The 14,838-nt window shown below is 69.8% G+C and carries 18 protein-coding genes; 8 read left to right on the top strand and 10 right to left on the bottom strand.

Features of this window, described 5'->3' with window-relative positions:
* Nucleotides 1-259: 259 nt before the first annotated feature.
* Nucleotides 260-466, bottom strand: a complete 207-nt coding sequence (locus tag IE271_RS38560) for a hypothetical protein (protein WP_190195120.1) — start codon at nt 464-466, stop codon at nt 260-262.
* Between the two features lie 563 nt (nt 467-1,029).
* Here IE271_RS38560 and IE271_RS38555 point away from each other — a divergent pair.
* The 5 genes from IE271_RS38555 to IE271_RS38535 all read left to right on the top strand — a co-directional run bounded on the left by IE271_RS38555 (nt 1,030) and on the right by IE271_RS38535 (nt 4,980).
* Nucleotides 1,030-1,761: an SDR family NAD(P)-dependent oxidoreductase gene (locus IE271_RS38555; protein WP_229919896.1), complete on the top strand. Its 732-nt coding sequence runs from the start codon at nt 1,030-1,032 to the stop codon at nt 1,759-1,761.
* An 86-nt stretch (nt 1,762-1,847) separates the two neighbouring features.
* Nucleotides 1,848-2,726, top strand: coding sequence for a helix-turn-helix domain-containing protein (locus IE271_RS38550; protein ID WP_190195118.1), 879 nt, complete (start codon nt 1,848-1,850; stop codon nt 2,724-2,726).
* Nucleotides 2,723-3,622 carry an aldo/keto reductase gene (locus tag IE271_RS38545; RefSeq protein WP_190195117.1) on the top strand — a complete coding sequence of 300 codons (900 nt, stop codon included), beginning with the start codon at nt 2,723-2,725 and terminating at the stop codon, nt 3,620-3,622. The genes IE271_RS38550 and IE271_RS38545 overlap by 4 nt, the downstream gene beginning before the upstream one ends.
* A gap of 217 nt (nt 3,623-3,839) precedes the next feature.
* Nucleotides 3,840-4,613 (top strand): alpha/beta fold hydrolase, encoded by a 774-nt coding sequence (locus IE271_RS38540; protein ID WP_190195116.1) that lies wholly within the window; start codon nt 3,840-3,842, stop codon nt 4,611-4,613.
* A 61-nt stretch (nt 4,614-4,674) separates the two neighbouring features.
* Nucleotides 4,675-4,980 carry an EthD family reductase gene (locus tag IE271_RS38535; protein ID WP_190195115.1) on the top strand — a complete coding sequence of 102 codons (306 nt, stop codon included), beginning with the start codon at nt 4,675-4,677 and terminating at the stop codon, nt 4,978-4,980.
* 147 nt (nt 4,981-5,127) lie between these two features.
* On the opposite strand, the gene IE271_RS38530 is transcribed toward IE271_RS38535, so the two are convergent.
* The 4 genes from IE271_RS38530 to IE271_RS38515 all read right to left on the bottom strand — a co-directional run bounded on the left by IE271_RS38530 (nt 5,128) and on the right by IE271_RS38515 (nt 9,117).
* Nucleotides 5,128-5,978, bottom strand: a protein-coding gene (locus IE271_RS38530) for an IS5 family transposase (protein ID WP_373308908.1) whose coding sequence is annotated in 2 segments (ribosomal slippage) — nt 5,128-5,606 and nt 5,606-5,978 — 852 coding nt in all. Because the reading frame shifts where the segments join, the coding sequence is not laid out codon by codon here.
* Nucleotides 5,979-5,984: 6 nt separating this feature from the next.
* Nucleotides 5,985-6,422 (bottom strand): hypothetical protein, encoded by a 438-nt coding sequence (locus tag IE271_RS38525; RefSeq protein WP_190195114.1) that lies wholly within the window; start codon nt 6,420-6,422, stop codon nt 5,985-5,987.
* 41 nt (nt 6,423-6,463) lie between these two features.
* Nucleotides 6,464-8,368 carry a hypothetical protein gene (locus IE271_RS38520; protein ID WP_190195113.1) on the bottom strand — a complete coding sequence of 635 codons (1,905 nt, stop codon included), beginning with the start codon at nt 8,366-8,368 and terminating at the stop codon, nt 6,464-6,466.
* A gap of 101 nt (nt 8,369-8,469) precedes the next feature.
* Nucleotides 8,470-9,117 (bottom strand): hypothetical protein, encoded by a 648-nt coding sequence (locus tag IE271_RS38515; protein ID WP_229919895.1) that lies wholly within the window; start codon nt 9,115-9,117, stop codon nt 8,470-8,472.
* 718 nt (nt 9,118-9,835) lie between these two features.
* On the opposite strand from IE271_RS38515, the gene IE271_RS38510 reads away from it, so the two are divergent.
* From IE271_RS38510 to IE271_RS38500, 3 genes are read left to right on the top strand one after another with little or no spacing between them, the layout of a single operon-like run.
* A complete protein-coding gene (locus tag IE271_RS38510; protein ID WP_190195112.1) occupies nt 9,836-10,372 on the top strand; it encodes a hypothetical protein in 537 nt (178 codons plus the stop codon).
* The gene (locus IE271_RS42945) at nt 10,369-11,331 is read left to right on the top strand and encodes a hypothetical protein (protein ID WP_229919894.1); all 963 of its coding nucleotides are present in this window, start codon (nt 10,369-10,371) and stop codon (nt 11,329-11,331) included. Before IE271_RS38510 ends, IE271_RS42945 begins: the two co-directional genes overlap by 4 nt.
* Nucleotides 11,332-11,358: 27 nt before the next feature.
* Entirely contained in the window at nt 11,359-11,664 is a 306-nt protein-coding gene (locus tag IE271_RS38500) for a hypothetical protein (RefSeq protein ID WP_190195111.1), read from the top strand.
* Nucleotides 11,665-11,778: 114 nt separating this feature from the next.
* Here IE271_RS38500 and IE271_RS38495 read toward each other — a convergent pair whose 3' ends face one another.
* The 5 genes from IE271_RS38495 to IE271_RS38475 form a co-directional block, all read right to left on the bottom strand.
* Nucleotides 11,779-11,976, bottom strand: coding sequence for a hypothetical protein (locus IE271_RS38495; RefSeq protein ID WP_190195110.1), 198 nt, complete (start codon nt 11,974-11,976; stop codon nt 11,779-11,781).
* A 141-nt stretch (nt 11,977-12,117) separates the two neighbouring features.
* On the bottom strand, nt 12,118-12,483 hold the full coding sequence (locus IE271_RS38490) for a hypothetical protein (protein WP_190195109.1): 366 nt from the start codon (nt 12,481-12,483) through the stop codon (nt 12,118-12,120).
* Nucleotides 12,480-12,743 (bottom strand): hypothetical protein, encoded by a 264-nt coding sequence (locus tag IE271_RS38485; protein ID WP_229919893.1) that lies wholly within the window; start codon nt 12,741-12,743, stop codon nt 12,480-12,482. The genes IE271_RS38490 and IE271_RS38485 overlap by 4 nt, the downstream gene beginning before the upstream one ends.
* Nucleotides 12,744-13,320: 577 nt before the next feature.
* Nucleotides 13,321-14,457, bottom strand: coding sequence for an ATP-grasp peptide maturase system methyltransferase (gene tgmC / locus IE271_RS38480; RefSeq protein WP_190195108.1), 1,137 nt, complete (start codon nt 14,455-14,457; stop codon nt 13,321-13,323).
* A gap of 83 nt (nt 14,458-14,540) precedes the next feature.
* On the bottom strand, nt 14,541-14,711 hold the full coding sequence (locus tag IE271_RS38475) for a hypothetical protein (protein WP_229919892.1): 171 nt from the start codon (nt 14,709-14,711) through the stop codon (nt 14,541-14,543).
* Nucleotides 14,712-14,838: the final 127 nt, after the last annotated feature.

Raw genomic sequence — 14,838 nt, 5'->3', positions numbered from 1 at the left:
CTCGTCGGTCAGTTCATGTCGCCGCACCATGACCAACGCCTGACCGGCCCAGAGCTTGGTCCACCGCGCCGGACAAGAGCCATCAGAAACGACCTAGCGGCGCCACGAGTCGTATGAAGTATTGACGTCGGACCTCACCAACCAGCGACCGGGCGAAGGCGTCAATTATCGGGGATGCACGCGCCGCCGGGCGGACAAGCCGCCCCGCCGGGGTGGTGGGAAGTGCAGCGGGGCCCCAGGCCGGGCCGCCTTCAGCCAGTCAGGTCAACGGCATGCTGCGGTCGGCGTGGCTGACCGTCCCGTCGGCCAGCCCCACATAGGGCCGCATCTGCGTGTACGGAATGCGCTGCTCCCGCTCTCCCCGCCGCAGCTCATCGGCTCGGATCAGGAACCGCGCGGGGAGGGCACCGGGAGCGAGCACGTGGGGGAGCGGAGTTGCCCAGTTCTCGCCTCGCGTCACGAACATGCGCCGGTCACCGGGGAACTCGATTCCCCCTTTCGCTGGAGAAGGCCCGCAGCTGAGCCAGCGATCGGCCGGAGTCGCGCTGATCACCTCTCCAGGTCGAGGCGGGCGCTCTGCCACCGTCCCGTCCGCGCCGCATCCGGTCGCGCCGCGCCGGCCGGCTCGGTCCGGCAAGGCTGCGTTCACACCCCGTCCGCCCCAGGTGGTCCCGGATGCCGGGGGAGGAGTACCCCTCGTCGGTCAGGCCCACGTCCGGCCTGGTGCGGGGTCGTCCACGGCGGCGGGGAAGCCGCGGGCGAACCACCGGGCGTTCGGCGCCGCGGGCACGCCGGGTCGGACGGGCCGCTCCGGGTGTCCTGTGCATCGACGGGCGGCGGCCGGTGGCCCCGGGTGGGGGTACCGCTCCCTCCCCCGCAGGCGGGAACACTCCTACCGTCGACCGCATGACCAGTCATTCTCACGACCTAAACGCGGTACACACGCGCCCACCGTTCCAAGCGACCGAAGCCGCGGCTCCGGTTCTGGCCCCGACCAGTGGCCGTCCCCTCTCCGGCACCGTCGCTCTCGTGACCGGAGCCAGTAGCGGAATCGGCGAGGGCACCGCGCTCACCCTCGCCGCGCTCGGCGCACGTGTGACCGTCGTGGCCCGTCGCGCGGACCGGCTCGACGCACTCGTCGAGAAGATCGAAAGCGCCGGTGGCCAGGCCCTGGCCGTGGATGCCGACCTCACCGACGAAGGGCAGGCCCGCGCCGCCGTCGCCCGCGCCGTCGACACGTACGGCCGCCTCGACACCGTGGTGGCCAACGCGGGCGTCATGATCCTCGGACCGATCACGGGCGCGGACACCGCCGACTGGCGCCGGATGATCGAACTCAACACCCTCGGACTCATGTACACGGCCCACACGGCCGCTCCCCACCTGCTCGAAGCGGCAGCCGACGGTCCCCGCGGAGTCAGCGACATCGTCCTGGTCAGCAGCACCGCGGGGCGGATGGTCCGCGGCGGCGGCGGTGCCTACAACGCGAGCAAGTACGCGGTGAACGCCTTCGGTGAGGCCTTCCGCAAGGAGGTCACTCAGCGCCACCTGCGTGTCTCGCTCGTCGAGCCCGGTGCGGTGGAGACCGAGCTGCCCCTCCAGAACCGTCCCGATGCCCGGGCCCGGATGTACGAGCGCTACTCCGCGATGGAGTGCCTGCGCCCCGAGGACGTGGCGGACACCATCGCCTTCATCGTCACCAGGCCGCGCCATGTCGCGGTGAACGAAATCCTGGTCCGGCCGACGGAGCAGCAGGAATGACGGGCGTGAGGCCGCAGCCCCGGCTCGGCCAGAGTGGGTGCACCGCACCCACGCCCCGGGAGCCGGTCCGGATTACTGTCGTCAGGGTGGACAGCGAAAACAAGCTGGGTGAATACCTGCGAGCCCGTCGAGCACTGGTCCGGCCGCAGGACGTCGGTCTGCCCGACGACGGTCCCCGGCGGGTGCCGGGCCTCCGGCGCGACGAGGTGGCCCTGCTCGCCGGAGTGAGCACGGACTACTACATCCGGCTGGAGCAGGGCCGGGAACGGCATCCCTCCGACCAGGTGCTGCGGTCGATCGCCGGCGCCCTGCGACTGGACGACGACGCCGCCGTGCATCTGTTCCGGCTCGGCCTGCCGGTGTTCGGGGGGCGGGCGGCCGCTGCGCCGACCGCCGCCCCGGAGCTGGTCCGGCTGATGGATGGCATGCCGGACGTGCCGGCCTTCCTGGTCGGCGCGGCGCAGGACATCCTGGGCGCGAACGCGATGGCGCGCGAGCTCTACGGCGGGTTCGCCCGGTACGACAACCTGCTGCGCATGATCTTCCTGGATCCGTACGCGAAGTCCTTCTACGGTGACTGGGACGCCGCGTCGCGTCTCGCGGTGAGCAATCTGCGGGCGTCGTCCTCACAATTCCCCGCGGACGAGCGCATCGAGCGGGTCGTCGGTGAGCTGACCTTGCGCAGCCCGTCGTTCTCGAACCTCTGGGCTCGTTACGAGGTGCGTCCGCGGACCCGCGAGAAGAAGCACTTCGTGCACCCGCGCGTAGGGGAACTGCGGCTGCACTTCGAGACCTTCGCGGTCACCAGCGCCCCTGGACAGCATCTGTCCGTCTACAGCGCCGAACCCGGCAGCGCCAGTGACGACGGCCTGGTCCTCCTGCGCCGTCTGGCCGAGCAGGCCGCCACCGCTGCGGAGGACGCCGGCGAGGCCACCGCTCTGGAGAAGGGTGAAATCCGATCATGAACACCTCCCTCGCCGACAGCGTGGGCACTTACGAGATCGCCGGGAAGAAGATCGCTCGCCTGGGCTTCGGTGCCATGCGGCTGACCGGGCTCGGCATCTGGGGCGAGCCCGAGGACCGCGCCGAGTGCGTGCGTGTCGTCCGGCGTGCCGTCGAACTCGGCGTGCAGCTCATCGACACCGCCAACTCCTACGGGCCCTACATCAGCGAGGAGATCATCCGGGAGGCCATCCGTCCTTACCCGGACGATGTACTGATCGCGACCAAGGCGGGCCTCACGCGCAACGGCCCGGACGTCATCAGGCGGGGGGACGAGCTGGTGCGCCTCGCGTCCAAGGCCTGGCCGCCGGTCGGCCGCCCGGAGTACCTCCGCCAGGAGGCGCTGATGAGTCTGCGGCGGCTCGGCCTCGACCAGATCGACCTGTTCCAGCTCCACCGCGTAGACCCCAAGGTCCCGCTGGAGGAACAGGTCGGCGAGTTGAAGAACCTCCAGGACGAGGGCAAGATCGTCGCGATCGGACTGTCGCAGGTCACGGTCGACCAGATCGAGCAGGCGCGACGGATCGCGGACATCTCCACCGTTCAGAACCGGTACAATCTCGCCGACCGCAGCTCCGCCGACGTCCTGGACTACTGCACCCGGCACGGCATCGGTTTCATCCCCTGGGCGCCCGTCGACGCGGGCCAGCTGGCACGCCCCGGGGGGCCGGTCGACCACATCGCCGCGGCGCACCACTCCACCCCGTCCAATGTGGCGCTCTCCTGGCTGCTGCACCGCTCCGACGTCATGCTGCCCATTCCCGGCACGTCCAAGGTCGCCCACCTGGAAGAGAACCTGGCCGCCTCCCGACTGCGCCTCAGCGAAGCGGAACTGGCGGAACTCGACGCGGCCGTATAGCCGGCGTCCGATCGGAGCTCTGTGCCGGGGCCCGGTCGGTGGCAGGCACGGACACGCCCGGTCGAGGCAGTCCGACTGCGAAGTGCTCCGCCCGCACCCCGTCCGAGGGACCGTCTTGCGAAGCGCGACGGGACGATTTCCGGCTCCATTCGAGCCCTCTTTCCGCATCGACCGACTGGCCGGTGCCATCTCCTGTGTCCGAAAGAACTAGACAACCGTGATACTTCCGTTCGACGAAGCCGGCCTGGGCCGGCCGATCGTCCTGCTGCACGCACGGCCCACCGACCGCACCATGTGGCGGGCACACCTGCGCCCGCTCGCCGATGCCGGTGTCCGGGCCATCGCCGTGGACCTGCCTGGCCACGGCGACGCCGCCTCGGTTCCGCGCGACGAGACGACTCCCTGGACCGATGTGCTGGACACCCTCGACCACCTCGGTGTCGACCGTTTCGTCCTCGCCGGGAACTCGCTCGGTGCCCTGGTGGCGCTTCAGATCGCCGTCACGGAGCCCCGGCGCGTTCAGGGCCTGGTGTCCATCGGCTACCGACCGCACGACCTGCCGCCCTCCTCCCGTCTGCGGACCGCGTGGGACAGGGAGCGGGCCGCGCTGGAAGCCGGCGACATCGAGGCCGCCGTGCGAGCCGGTGTCGAGGCGTGGACGTCGCCGAAGGCATCGGACGACGTCCGCGCGCAGGCGGCCGTCATGATGCGCAACCAACTGGTCGCGCGCGTCGCCTACGGCGAACCGAGAGTGGCGGCGGACCCGCTGGGCAAGGACGCGGACGCCTTGCGCGCCCTGACCATCCCGGCGCTGGTCGGCGTCGGCGAACTCGACATGCCCGACTTCTTGGAAGGCGGAGCCGGTCTGAGCGACGAGCTCGGCGCCGGTGAGGTCGCCGTCCTCCCAGACGCCGGACACCTCGCCCCGCTGGAACAGCCCGAGGCATTCCGTGCCTTGTTGCTCGACTTCGTCGGCCGCCTGTCCGCCTAGTCAGCTCCCGGCCGGTGGCTGCGCCGGCCGTTCCGGAAAGAAGTCATGAGAGAGGAAATCCATGGAAACCGTCTACGTGACCTACAGGTCGAACGGGCAGAACTTCCGATTCGATCATGACTACTTCGAGTCCGTGCACATGCCGATGGTGCGCAAAGCGTGGGAGAAGTACGGCCTGGTGTCGAGCACCACTGTCTATCCGAAGGGTGAGGGGGACATCGTGGCCGTCGCGGTGAACGAGTTCCGCGACCAGCAGGCCGCCATCGCGGCGTTCGGCTCGCCGGAGACCGAGGAGGTGATGAACGACATCGTTCGTTACACCGACCTCACCCCCTCCCGGCTCCGGGGTGTCGACTTCACCTACTGAGGTCGCAGGTATCACGCCGACACCGCCGCTTCGCGGCGGTGTCGGTTTCTCATTTGGCGTACCTGTTGCCCAACTTGGCTTGGCGTAAAGGAAATTGGCGTTCCATCAAGCCGGATCCGCGCGCGTCCCAGGTTGTGTCTTCAAATGTCACGCCCACATCAGGAGAGAGGCGAGCGTGACGGCCGCGCGATAGGACTCGGCGGTTTTGTCGTAGCGGGTGGCGATGCCGCGCCACTGCTTGAGTCGGTTGAAGCAGCGTTCCACGACGTTGCGCCGCTTGTAGAGCTGCTGGTCGAAGGTCGGTGGACGGCCGCCGCGGCGGCCGCGCCGGAGACGGTTGCGGACCTGGTCGGCCCGCTCGGGGACGGTGTGGCCGATGTTGCGTCGGCGGAGCCAGGCGCGGATCGCCTTCGAGCTGTATCCCTTGTCGCCCAGGACGTGAGCGGGCCTCACCCGGGGCCGTCCCGGCCCGACGCGGGGCACCCGGATCGCCTCCATCACCGCGGTGAACCGGGTGCAGTCGTTGGTGTTCCCGCCCGTGAGGATGAAGGCGAGCGGGCGCCCCAAGGCGTCGCAGGCCAGATGAATCTTGCTGGTCAGGCCGCCTCGGGAGCGGCCGAGTGCCGGGTTGCGGGCCCCTTTTCTCGGGCCCCGGCGGCGTGCTGGTGGGCCCGTACGATCGTGGAGTCGCTGGACACCAGCCAGTCGATGTCCCCGGCCGCATCCGCATGCGCCCGGGCGGTGCGCAGCATCCGCTCGAAGGTGCCGTCCAGCGCCCAGCGCCGGAAGCGGGTGTGCAGCGTGGCCCACGGACCGTATCGCTCGGGCACGTCCCGCCACGCCGTTCCGGTACGGAACTTCCACACGATTCCGTTGAGCACCCTGCGGTCGTCCACCCGCTTCCGGCCACGCAAGGAGGCGGGCAGCAGCGGCCGGACGAACTCCCACTCCGCACCGGACAGTTCATGGCGACGTACCACTCCACCATGATCCACCATCAGAGATCATTTGGAGACACAACCTAGGCGCAGCAGGCCGGCGATCGCCGGCTGGGCGAGGGCGGCGTCGCAGTCGCTGGCGAGCGCGTCCTCTGCGAGCGTGGCCAGATCTCGTACGGTTCGGTTGCCCAGGCGGTCGGCCAGTCCCGGCTGGGTGCACAGGACGTCGAGGGCGTCGGTGAGGACCCAGGCCGAGTGAGGGCGGCGCAGGCCCCGGGCCGCGGCCGCGAGGAGGGGAGCAGCCTGGTCGGCCGGGATGGTGTCGAGGCTGTGGGACAGCGCGGTGAGAAGGTAGGGCAGCTGAGGCCCGGCGGCCAGCGTGTCCGCCTCAGCTGCGAGGGCGTCTGCGTCGCCGAGGTCCTCCAGGCGGGGTCCGGCGTTCAGTTCGTCATCGCTCGCCCGGCTGGCCCATGCCTGGAGGGCCTGGTCCACGCTCGGAGCCACTGGCCTCTCCTCTCTGCTGGGCTGCGCCGGAAGCGAGCAGCTTAGAACAGGTGTTCACTATCGCGGGTGATGAGGTGGTCGCCCGGCAGATCGTCGACGAGTTCGGGCTGGGCGGTGGTCAGCACGACCTGCAAGTCCGGCAGGTCCTTGGTGATGGCCTGCAGCTCGGCGATCAGGGTTCGGGCCGGTACTTCGGTGACCTCCTCGGCGGCGACGGAGTCAATCAGCAGCAGACCGGGATGGGCGGCCACGCCGCGGTCGGCTCCGACACGCAGCAGCGCGATGACCGTGGCGATCCGCATGCGCAGCCGGTCACCGCGGCTGAGGCGCTTGAACGAGGTCTTCACCCCGGCCTTGACGGCGTTGACCCGGCCGGAGCGGTCGAGTCGGACGCTGTCGAGGTTTTGCACCCCGAAACGGGTCGCCAGCTCAACGATCTGGGTATTCAGCGCCGGGAAAAGCCGCTTGGCGGCCGCGTCGACGGCCTCTCGTACGACCTCGGTCACGGCCTGCAGGACCTGGGCGGACACGGGAACGGGTGGCTCTTTCGGCCCGGAGCCGGTGGCGGCGAGACGTCCTTCCAAGCCGGCTGCCCGAAGCTCCAGCTGGCGAAGGCGCTCATGGTTCTGCGACGTCGCCAGCGCCGTCTGCAGCGCGGCCGCGGCCGCCTGCTGCTCGACGAGTGCGGCGTTCACCGCGGCCGCCGCGGCATCGCGCTGCCGACTCGCCGCGTCCTCCGCCTCCCGCGCGCTGTCAAGCTGCTGCTCCAAGTCCTGCAGCAGCACTTCGGCGGTCCCTTCGTCGACCTCGGGCAGCGGCCGGGTGCACACCGCACAGGAGGCGTCCTTGCGCTCCTGCTGGCGGCGGTCACGATCGAGAGGCTCCTCGCACCGCGGACAGCACACCGGATCGAGCCGGCCGAGCACCCGCCGCGCCTGCCAGGTCTCACGGGCGTCCAGCAGCGCCTGGTCGGCGCGCACCCGCGCCGTGTTCGTCTCGGTCAGGCTCTGTTCGGCCTCATGGAGCACACTCTGCGTGTCCCGAAGCCTTGCTGCCGCCTGGTCGGCGGCCTGGAGCAAGGGGGACACCTCCCGGCTCGCCACGTCCCGAAGTTCGGCGATCTGCTGGGAGAGCTGCTCCAGTTGCTCCTGCCACGCGGTGCGCTCGGCCCTGCGGGCGTCGGCGTCTCCTTGCGCACGGCGCTTTCCTTGAGCGAGGGTCTTGCGCTCGCGCTTGTCGGCGACCGACAGCTGAGTGAGCACGGTGCTGTAGGGGATGTCGACGAAGAGCTCCATGAGCCGGGCGGACAGGCCCACGGCGTTGACATCCCCGAGAAGGATCTCGTCGCCCCCCGGGTTGAGGTAGCACGCTCCGAAGTACGAGGCCCACCCGTGGACCTGGGGGGCGCCTTCGCCGTCGGCGCCGCCGCCGGCCTGCCACAGGCTGGTGTGCCCCATCCGCAGCGCGTCGAGGAAGAAGCTGCCGATGCTACGGTCCACCTCGTCGGTTCCGGAAGCCTGCTCCAGCAGCCGCAGACCGTCCCCGCCATCGTCCGTGGCAAGCAGTTGCTCCACGGTGTCCGCGGTGAGGATCCGCCCGGTCAGCGCCGGATGAGTGCCGGGATCGACATCCAGGACAATCCGGATGGGGCGTCCGGCCACCGCGACGTCCATGCTCAGGTGCCGCACCCAGGAGCGGACGTCCAAAGGCAGATCGCGAGGTTCTCCACGAAGCGGCCAGACCAGGAATTCCAGCAGGCTCGTCTTCCCCGCGCTGTTGTCGGGGTGGACGATCGCCCACACGCCGGCCGAGAAGTCCCGCTCCACACGGAAGGGATCGCCCGAGTGCTTCACCCCGTGGACCCGAAGGCGCAGCATCCGCAGTCGGCGGTCGGCCGCTGCCGGACTCTTCAGGGTGATGTTGGCCTCCGCGAGCGACCGCTCCACCTGCTCCGGGGTCAGTCCCAGCTTCTCGGCGACACTCTGCAGAATCTCGCCGGCCCGCGGAATCTAGGGGACCTCCGGGGTGGTTGTCTCGGGCGACGCGGTCACGAGGCCTCCTGGGCGACGTCTGGCACCGGCATCTGGGCGGCAGCCTTCAGCTGACGCAACCGTGCGCGGGCCTGCTCGGTGATGGGCGAGATGTACTGCCTCCACGGGGTGTCGGCGTAGTCGCTCAACAGGTACTGCCGGTTCTTGATCTGCGTACCGCCGAGCCCGTCGACCAGCGCCACGACCAGCCGGGTGCGCTTGACGTACCACTCCAGCGCTGGGGCGTCCTGCACCAGCGACCGGGCCACCTCCCGACCGCGTTCGAGGAGGAAGTAGACGTGCTCGACGACGCGCTTCTGGCCGCTCCGGCCAAGAACTTGCGTTTTGCGGATCAGCCCGCGCTCTACCAGCGGCGCCAGTGCGTCATCCAGCTCTTCGAAGGCACCGAACTTGTGACGCAGCATCGGAAAGCGCCTCAGGTCCGGCTCCTCCGAGTCCAGGATGTCCGAGGCGAGGCTGAGCAGTCCCTCTTCGCCCGGCGCCGTCTCGTACTCGTTCATGAGCTCGAAGGCCAGATAGTCCGGGTAGCGCACCCAGAAGTCCAGCTTCTGCAGGCGAACCTGCGTGTAGATCACGCCCGCCGTCGCTGCGGGCACAACCTCGTCCTGGGCCGGCGGCTTGGCGGCCGCGTCGAGCAGCAGCAACAGCCGGACAGAATCCTGCCAGCGACTTGCCCTGCGTACCGCTAAGGGTGCGACCAACGTGCTCCTTCACACCAGCCGTCCGCTCCGTCACCAGATGTCATCCTGACAGGCGGGCGGCCCGGCAGACCAGAGGCCGTCAAGGGAATTCACCGTCGCCGCCCTTGTCGGCCCCAGAGTGTCCTCCCGCACACATAGGCCCATCCCGGCGGGCCCAGCCCGCACCTACTGACGTCTACCGTGGGGCCGGCGCGCAGACAAGCATGATCACCCGAAGGTGTACCAGTACCTCGGCGAACAGCGCTGCGCCTGCCCCTGCCACGGCCGGGAAGCGTCAGTGTGTGAGATCGACCGCACCAAGTCCGCACCCGGGCTCCGATGCGGCCCGAGAGCCTTCGGGGGGCCGTGAACATCGCCTATACCGCGCCGCTGCCCGCCGCGTGCGCTGCCTCCGCTCACGGCCGACGCGGTCGCTGGCACCAGAGGCTCGTGCTCCACCGTCCACTGTGACCGGCGGCCGTCCGCCCGGCGGGCGGGCCGGCACGCGAACGCGGCCAGCCTCGGACAGCAGTTCACCAGCCCTTTACGGCAAAGATCACGCCAGCCTGGCCCAACACTGAATGCCATGAACCCGCGGGGGCGATACTCGCTCTGCCGCCTGACCACACATGATCACGGCATGAGCGGGGGAGATACCGCGCTGGATGAAGAGGGGGAGCCAATGGCCGCGACCGAACGCGACCTGCACGAGCAACATCGAGCCATGACCTCGGACCTGGCCGCCCGGCACGCCCACGTCACAGAACTCGATGTCGACGACGCGGAGTTCGACGGCCAGTACACCGCCATGGTGCAAGGAGCCGAGGAACTCCTCGCGTTCGAGCAGACGCTGCCCACGCGGCTGGCCGAGCCGCAGCGGCTGCGGAGCGCGAAGATCGTGCGCTGGTCGTGGCGAGGCCAGACCGCAGTGTCCATCGCGCTCATCACCGCCGTCCTCGTCCTCGACCGCACTGCCTGGTGGCTCCTGCTGCTCATACCCCACTTGCTGGCCACACTGCTGGGGTGGTTGATCAAGGTGACCGTGCAGCACCACAAGCAGCAACGCGCAATCTCCTTCGCTCTGCACGCCCTGTGCGTGCTCGTGATCCTTGTCGCCCTGGGAGTGCTGTCCGCCTGGTGGATCATCGCCGTCCTCATCGGCTGGGCCTTGATCGGCGGAACCTCTGCCGATGCTCCGCAGCAGGGGGCGAAGAAGTGACCGAGGACCTCGACCGCCGCCTGCGGGACACCGACCGCCGCCTCCGCGATCTTGACCAGCGAATCGACGACCTCGACAGCGACCACCAGAGCCTGAAGAGCAAGTTCGGCTATACCGAGGACCTCGACTACGAACTGCGCGACATCCGCAGCGACATCTCCGGGTGCGACGACAAGATCGACAAGGTTGAAGAGGAGCTGGACGACCGCATCGGAGACACAGAGCAGGCCATCAAACGCCTCACGCAGCACGTGCGGCTGCTCGACGGCCAGCTCAAGCTGTCCGGAAAAGTGCCCGCCGCGGATCTGGACACCTACACCAAAGACCAGCACGCCCTCGCCCGCACCATGCTGAAGGGCTGGAACGCCCGTAGCCTGCTCCTGGACGACCACGACCGCCACACCCACCAAGTGCGCGTCCGGCACCACAGGAAAACAGCCGACAGACACCGGACAGCGCTCGCAGCAGTCGTCGACGCTATCGGCGCCTTCACCGCCAGCCGCTACGGCACCACAGGTCATTCCGAGGCCGCGGGTCGGCTCCGCACCGCAATCGCCGACGAGGCAAGACTTCGCCAGGACCTTGCCCGACAGGCCCCACACGCCGAGGAGTCCGCGACCGCCCTGGCGGACGACGCCTCGACCCGCGCGGACAAACAGCCGGCGATGGCGGCCGGCGACCGCGCGGAAAAGCGCCTCACCATGGCTTTGCGCAGCCGCCTGGCCGACGCCGTCAGCAGCCGCGCACTGCTGCCCGCCTGGTTCGTGACCGTCCTCGGAGCAGCACCACCCGCTCGGGCAACGGACCAGTGGCTGCAGACCGCCACCCGCGTCCTGCTCTACCGCCTCACCTACGACATCACCGACCAGGTCGTCGCCCTCGGCCCCGAGCCTTCGGACGCCGACCGGCATCGCCGCAGCTGGTACGAACAGCTGCGCAAAGACCTGCGGCGCTGGTGAACAGCTCCTGCCCCCATGCCCCGAAGGGTGACCATGCTCCGCGACGCCGCCCATGCCCAGCTTGCCGGCCACTTCGACCGGTGGATCGGCCCGCTGTGCGGCGTTTGGCCCGATGCCCACGGCGACTGGTGCACCCTCCTCGGCACCGCGCAAGATCGCCTGCGGCCGGTTCTGCACCCCTGCGAGGCCGACCCCTACCGATGTGTTGCGCACCTGCTGGCGCGAGCGTCCGCAGGCATCGGAGAGCCGAAGAATGCCGACTGCGCCCTGGAAGCCCTCGGTGCTGCAGAGGCGATCGCCGACCAGGCCCGTATCGCGGCCGGCCAGGAGTGACTCGTCGGGCTCCGTTCGGCCACGTGGCGGCTGCCAGCCGCTGCTGGCGGCGAAACCGGCTACGTCGGCCGACGGTGGGAAGGCGCGGTTGGATCTGCAGGCCGGTGTAGGCCTCTACCAGTTCGTTGGCACCGACAGGACGATCTCCGGGACGAACAGCACCCGGATGGCCACGACGCGTACGTCCCATCCTGGCGCGACACCCAGGAGCTCAGCCAGGAGTCCGCTACTGCGGTTCACGCGGGCCACACCGATGAGGCCCGCCGCCTTCTCGACGCGCTCATGGCCATGGCCGACCAGTGGAAGAGCCACCCTGACTTCCCCGCCGCAACCCGCGCCGTTCGCGCTGTGCACGACGCGGACACCACAGCGGAACGGTGATCATGAAGGGCCGACGCTCGTTGACGACCTGGAATCCTCATGCGGTATGAACCGTGGCAAGAGCCTGCTCGATCAGCTCGTCCAGGTCTTGATCTGAGCGGCGACCTCCCGCACCGGGAGCCCGTCCCGGGCCGCGCGGGCCAAGGGGACAACGGTGTCCAGACCGGGGCTCACCGGAAGGCCACACGCCGAGAGGTAGGCCGCGGTCACGGTTGCCGCGAAAAGGAGGTTCCGCACCTCCAGGCTCGGGTTTCTCGCCAGCTCGCACAGCAGTGCGGCGGCCTTGTGATGGGGCTCGGGATAGACCTCGTGGTCCAGGATCTCCGCCCGGTGACGTGCTTCCGCCGCGACCGGCACGCCGTAGTCGACGACCTGGGGATCTCCCGGAATCTGCTGCGCCACTGCCAGGATCCACGCGAGGTCGATGCGGAGATTCACGCGGCGTCCCTCGGTGCCGTCTTCGCCGGGGTGTCAGGGAGACCGGGGTACCGGTCCTCTCCGACTTCCGCATCGAAGGCGTCCGTGTACGCCACCAGGAACGATGCGGCGCCGGCCATGAAGGCCGCGCGGGACTGGTTCACGTCGGCCTCGATCAGGTCGGCCACGTACCCCTGCAAGCTCAGGCCCCGGCGCTTGGCCCGGTCCTCGGCGGCTGCCTTGACCTCTTCGTCCAGGCGGATGTTCGTCTGCTTTGCCATGTCAGCATTGTAGCTATGTTCCGGTACCGGCACATAGCAACTGGAAAGATCGGCCTGGGGCCGGAACGGGAGGTGGGATCATTTCGGGGGTAAGTGGGACGGGTGCGCGGGAGGGGCAACATGATCGACCTGAGGAGCGCGTGAACCGCGTGTTCAATCCGGACCTGCGTTCCCTCGTCAGCGAGGCGTACCGCTGCTACGCCTCCGGCTCCGCCCGCGTGGCCATGGCCGCTCACCGTCACGCGGTTGCCCGCCACGGGCCGTGGAGGGCCTTGGGGCCGGTGCCAGGACGAGGGGCGGCAAGGACGCAGTACCGAACGGGCCGGTTGTGCTTCCTGGGGAGTTCCCGGGGCGGCCTGCCGTAGCGTGAGCGGGGCGGTGGGCCCGGTGACCTGGAGAGGTCCGCAGAGCCCGCCGCCCCGCTCACGTCCACGCTCGGCTGGGTGAGCGCGGCATGCCGGCCGGGGACGAGAGCTGCCCCTCTGCACGATCGGGACCGGTGCCGTACCAGCCAGAGGTCTGCGGGCCCCCGAAAGACCGTCAGGCAGAGGGCGAAGGCCGGGATCGCCGGGCGGGGTCACAGGGGCAGTGGCCAGCTCGGGCCGGACGGGGAGCCGAGCCACACGCGCTGCTCGAACGGGGTGGCGCTCATCCCGAAGCCGGTCAGGTCGGGCGCTCTGGCGTCCTGCCAGTGTTCAAGGGCCGTTTCGATCTGGTCCCACAGGCGCAGAGGGCCGTGCTGGTGCACGCTCCATCCCCGGCGGGCGGGTTCGGTCCAGGCCTGCGAGCCGGTGGCCACGTCGCGCAGGACGATGCCGGTGCTGGTGGTCATCAGCTCGGCGGAGGGGGCGGCGAGCTGGGCGACGAACCCTCCCGCCCAGTGCTCAACCAGCGAGGGGTCCAGGCGCGTGGGGCGTGTGTCGCCGTCCTGGCGGAAGAAGACGGGGGAGGGCGGCCGCTCGTGGGGGCGGGCCAGCAGGTAGCTGATGGTGTCGTGGGTGAAGTGGCCGTGCGCGGTACCCGCGTCGTCGAGGGTGAGGCGGATCAGCCCGCAGGCGAGCATCCAGCCGCTGAGGGTGGTGGTGATCGATCCGCCGTCGTTGAGCTGCCACAGCCAGGAGGGCGGGATGGAGCGGACGGAGCAGGTGGCGATGATCGCGTCGTAGCCGGCGTGCTCCGGGCAGCCCTGCAGCCCGTCCCCGATGGCGAGCGTGGGCGCGCAGCCCGCCTCCTCCAGGCGGGCGGCGGCGCGGGCGGCCAGGGCGGGGTCGTACTCGATGCTCACGACGTTGCCCGATCCCAGCCGGTGGCACAGCAGGGCGGTGGAATAGCCGGTGCCGGTGCCCACCTCGAGCACCTTCTGCCCGACACGCAGCCGCGCCACCTGGGCGGTGCGGACCACCAGTGAGGGCAGGGTGGCCGAGGAGGTGGCACTGCCCGACAGCGGGCCGGTGGCGTCGGCGGCGTCGCGGCCCTCGACCTGGGTGACCCAGGTCCGGTCCGAGTAGACCATGCGCAGCCACTCCTCCGGGGCGACCTGCGTGCGCAGGACGGGCTCCCATCCGCCGGTGGTGGGGCTAAAGAGCGCGGAGCCGAGGAATTGTTCGCGGGGTACGGCCGCGACGGCGTCGCGCCATCCGGCGTCCAGGGCGGGATCGGCGGCGGCGATCTCCTCGGCCAGGGCGTGGCGAAGCGCGACGGGGTCAACGGGCACGGTGGTCTCCTGCGTGCGTGGAGCCGGTCGGCGCATCTGCGCCCTGTCGTCCGGTCGGCTATGCGGTGGGCGGCGTGTGCTGGTCAGGCGGCGAAGGCGAGGTAAGTGCCCAGGGTGAGGCCGGAGAAGGTCACCAGTTGGCGGGGCTTGAGACAGGTGAAGGCGATGTGCATGGCGATGCCCGCGGCGACGGCGTAGGGCATGGTCTGCGAGAAGAGCAGGGCGGGCGGCAGCGCGATCTCTGCTGCGATCACGGTCCCGGGTTCGACGTAATTTGCGCGTTCTAGTAGGGCTTGGTCAGGTTCGTATCGGTGTGGGTATGTCGCGGTGGCAGGTGGGGCAGGCGCCGGTCCAGGTCGCGAGGAGTGCCTGCATCTCGCG

Source organism: Streptomyces minutiscleroticus, assembly GCF_014650875.1.
GTDB classification, from domain to species: Bacteria; Actinomycetota; Actinomycetes; order Streptomycetales; family Streptomycetaceae; genus Streptomyces; species Streptomyces minutiscleroticus.
This window is presented reverse-complemented; position numbering and strand designations above follow the sequence as displayed.

Excerpts from the sequence above, each read along its gene's own strand:
- IE271_RS38560 (WP_190195120.1), bottom strand. The coding sequence starts at position 466 with ATGTTCGTGACGCGAGGCGAGAACTGGGCAACTCCGCTCCCCCACGTG.
- IE271_RS38510 (WP_190195112.1), top strand. The coding sequence starts at position 9,836 with ATGGCCGCGACCGAACGCGACCTGCACGAGCAACATCGAGCCATGACC.
- IE271_RS38545 (WP_190195117.1), top strand. The coding sequence starts at position 2,723 with ATGAACACCTCCCTCGCCGACAGCGTGGGCACTTACGAGATCGCCGGG.
- IE271_RS38485 (WP_229919893.1), bottom strand. The coding sequence starts at position 12,743 with ATGGCAAAGCAGACGAACATCCGCCTGGACGAAGAGGTCAAGGCAGCC.
- IE271_RS38535 (WP_190195115.1), top strand. The coding sequence starts at position 4,675 with ATGGAAACCGTCTACGTGACCTACAGGTCGAACGGGCAGAACTTCCGA.